Raw genomic sequence first — 2846 nt, forward strand, 5'->3', positions numbered from 1 at the left:
GTCGACGTGGGCACGACCGTCGCCCGCGGCACGGTGCTGGCAGAATTCGCGGCCGGGCCGGAGAGCCCTGGCTAGGCGTTTATCGAGAGGGGACCCCCATGGCAGGCCTGTACTTCGAGGAACTCACCCCCGGTCGCGAGTTCGTGCATCCGTGGTCGCGGACATCTCCGCCTTCCTCGCCGCTCATGCCGACGCGGCGCTGGTGGTGTTCGACGTGCCGTTGCTGTTCGAGACCGGCGGCGACCGCGCCGTCGACCGCGTCGCCGTCGTCTCCGCCGCACCGGAGGTGCAGCGCGCCCGCGTCCTCGCCCGGCCGGGGATGACCGAGGCGAAGCTGGCGCACATCCTCGCCCGCCAGCTGCCCGACGCCGCCAAGCGCGCCCGCGCCGACCATGTCATCGCCACCGATGTGCCGCTGGCCGAGACGCGCGCCGCGGTCGAGCGCCTGGTCGCTTGCCTCGCACCGCCGATGGGTGGATAGAGGCCCGACGATGCGCGAGATCGTCTTCGACACCGAAACCACGGGATTGAGCTTCGGCGGCGGCGACCGGCTGGTCGAGATCGGCTGCGTCGAGCTGGTCAACCGGGTCGAGACTGGGCGCACCTTCCACGCCTATTATCATCCCGAGCGGTCGATGCCCGCCGAAGCCTATGCGATCCACGGCCTGTCGGAGACGTTCCTGTCCGACAAGCCGGTGTTCGCGGCGGCGGTCGCCGACCTGCTCGACTTCCTCGGCCACGCGCCGCTGGTGGCGCACAATGCCGGCTTCGACTTCGCCTTCCTCAATGGCGAGCTTGGCCGCTGCGGGTTTCAGCCGGTCTGCACGAAGACGCGCTATGTCGACACGCTGCAGATCGCGCGCAGCCGTCACCCGGGTGCCAAGCACAGCCTCGACGCGCTGTGCGGCCGCTACGGCATCGACCGCTCGCACCGTGTCCTTCACGGCGCGCTGCTCGACGCGCAGCTGCTGGCGCAGGTCTATGTCGAGCTGCTCGGCGGGCGGCAGATCGGGCTCGGGCTGGTCGACGATGCCGCCGTCGTCGCCGCGGTGGCGACTGCCGCTGCCGTGCCGGTCGCACGGCCGGTCCGCGCGCCGCGCCATTTCGCCGCGTCGGCAGGAGAACTTGCCGCCCATGCCGCGTTCATGGCGAGGATCAGCGATCCGATCTGGGGGGCCGCGGCGGCCGGGTGACGCCAGCGGACGGGCAAAACCGTCCGAACTGAGGAGAAGTCGAATGGATATCCGAGTTTCCGGTCATCAGGTCGCCACCGGCGACGCGCTCGCCGCCCATGTGCAGGACCGGCTCCAGGGTATCGCCGACAAGTATTTCTCCCGCGCGATCTCGGCGGAGGTCACCTTCGGCAAGGGGCCGCACGATGTCGGCTTCACCTGCGATATCGTCGCGCACGTCATGAAGGGGCTGGTGCTCAAGGGCCGCCACGACGCGCACGACGCGCATCCCGCCTTCGACGCCGCCGCCGCGAAGATCGAGACGCAGCTGCGCCGCTACATGCGCCGGCTGAAGGACCGCCACGCCGGCGAGGCGACCGCGATCAACGAGGCCGGGGCCTATGACAATGCCGGCTACACCCTGTTCGCCGAGGCGAGCGGCGAGGAGGAGGTCGGCGACGCGCCGCTGATCGTCGCCGAGACGCGGGTCGACGTGCCCGACGCCAGCGTGTCCGATGCGGTGATGATGCTGGACCTGCGCAACACCGCGGCGCTTCTGTTCAAGAATGCCGGCACCGGCGCGTACAACATGGTCTATCGCCGCGGCGACGGCACCATCGGCTGGGTCGAGCCGCAGCGCGGCGGCAGCGGCGCGGGCCAGCACGCCGCAAGCTGACTTTCCTTCCCCGGTGGCGGGCGCTATGCCGCCCGCCTTCCGAGGGACCTGCATCGTCCATGACCGATCTCAGCGACCTGCTCAGACCCGAGGCGGTGCTCACCGGCGTCGCGGCGGCGACCAAGAAGGCGGTGCTCGCCAGCGTTGCGGCGGCGGCGGCAGGGATCGTCGACGGCGATGCCCGCGACATTGGCGAGCGGCTGGCGGCGCGCGAGAAGCTGGGCTCGACCGGGTTCGGCTATGGCGTGGCACTGCCCCATGCCCGGCTGCCGGGGCTGGCGGTGGTGACCGGCGTGTTCGTGCGGCTTGCCCAACCCATCGACTTCGGCGCGGTCGACGACCTGCCGGTCGATCTCGTCTTCGCGCTGCTGTCGCCGGTGGAGGCGGGGGCCGATCACCTCAAGGCGTTGGCGAGGGTGTCGCGGCAGCTGCGCGACCGCGCGTTCCTGGCCAAGCTGCGCGGGGCGGCGTCGTGCGACGCGCTGTACGCGCTGCTGTGCGAGGATCAGGCGCGCGACGCGGCGTGAACGACGCAGCGCCCGCACGCGGCGCGGCGGCGCATTTCCGCGCGCTGGAGTCGCTCTATGCGACCGCGCCGATCAACCGGTTGTTCGAATCGCGGCTGGAGGTTGTCTCGCCCGGCTTCGCGCGCATCCGGTTCCAGCTCGACGAGCGCCATTTTCACGCCGCCGGCGCGGTGCATGGCACCAGCTACTTCAAGATGCTCGACGATGCCGCCTTCTACGCGGCGAACAGCCTGGTCACCGACCGCTTCCTGCTGACCACCGCCTTCAACCTCCTCTTCACCCGCCCGCTCAAGGCCGGCGAGGTGATCGCGGAGGGTCGCCTGGCAAGCGGTCGCCGGCGCGTGTTCGTCGCCGATGCGCGGTTGATCGACAGCGAGGGCGAGGAGGCGGCGCGCGGCACCGGCACCTTCATGCGCTCGCAGATCGCGCTGGCGGGGCTGCCGGGCTATCGGACGCCGTGAGGGCGCGGTG

Annotated in this window: 5 protein-coding genes; all 5 read left to right on the plus strand. The window is 70.9% G+C overall.

Features of this window, described 5'->3' with window-relative positions; translation table 11 throughout:
• Window positions 1-151: 151 nt before the first annotated feature.
• Genes HUU96_RS14175 through HUU96_RS14195 form a run of 5 tightly spaced genes read left to right on the plus strand, consistent with a single transcriptional unit; the run spans window position 152 to window position 2836 of the window.
• Window positions 152-481, plus strand: a complete 330-nt coding sequence (locus HUU96_RS14175; RefSeq protein ID WP_438827090.1) for a dephospho-CoA kinase — start codon at window positions 152-154, stop codon at window positions 479-481.
• A gap of 10 nt (window positions 482-491) precedes the next feature.
• A complete protein-coding gene (gene dnaQ / locus HUU96_RS14180; RefSeq protein ID WP_174293391.1) occupies window positions 492-1193 on the plus strand; it encodes a DNA polymerase III subunit epsilon in 702 nt (233 codons plus the stop codon).
• Between the two features lie 43 nt (window positions 1194-1236).
• Window positions 1237-1848 carry a ribosome hibernation-promoting factor, HPF/YfiA family gene (gene hpf, locus HUU96_RS14185; RefSeq protein ID WP_174293392.1) on the plus strand — a complete coding sequence of 204 codons (612 nt, stop codon included), beginning with the start codon at window positions 1237-1239 and terminating at the stop codon, window positions 1846-1848.
• 59 nt (window positions 1849-1907) lie between these two features.
• A complete protein-coding gene (locus HUU96_RS14190; RefSeq protein WP_174293393.1) occupies window positions 1908-2375 on the plus strand; it encodes a PTS sugar transporter subunit IIA in 468 nt (155 codons plus the stop codon).
• Window positions 2372-2836: a PaaI family thioesterase gene (locus tag HUU96_RS14195; protein WP_174293394.1), complete on the plus strand. Its 465-nt coding sequence runs from the start codon at window positions 2372-2374 to the stop codon at window positions 2834-2836. The genes HUU96_RS14190 and HUU96_RS14195 overlap by 4 nt, the downstream gene beginning before the upstream one ends.
• Window positions 2837-2846: the final 10 nt, after the last annotated feature.

Source organism: Sphingomonas bacterium, from assembly GCF_903644135.1.
Lineage (GTDB): Bacteria > Pseudomonadota > Alphaproteobacteria > Sphingomonadales > Sphingomonadaceae > Sphingomonas.

What these genes read in the sequence shown, in the direction of transcription:
- dnaQ (WP_174293391.1), top strand. Translation starts at nt 492, where the DNA reads ATGCGCGAGATCGTCTTCGACACCGAAACCACGGGATTGAGCTTCGGC.
- hpf (WP_174293392.1), top strand. Translation starts at nt 1,237, where the DNA reads ATGGATATCCGAGTTTCCGGTCATCAGGTCGCCACCGGCGACGCGCTC.
- HUU96_RS14190 (WP_174293393.1), top strand. Translation starts at nt 1,908, where the DNA reads ATGACCGATCTCAGCGACCTGCTCAGACCCGAGGCGGTGCTCACCGGC.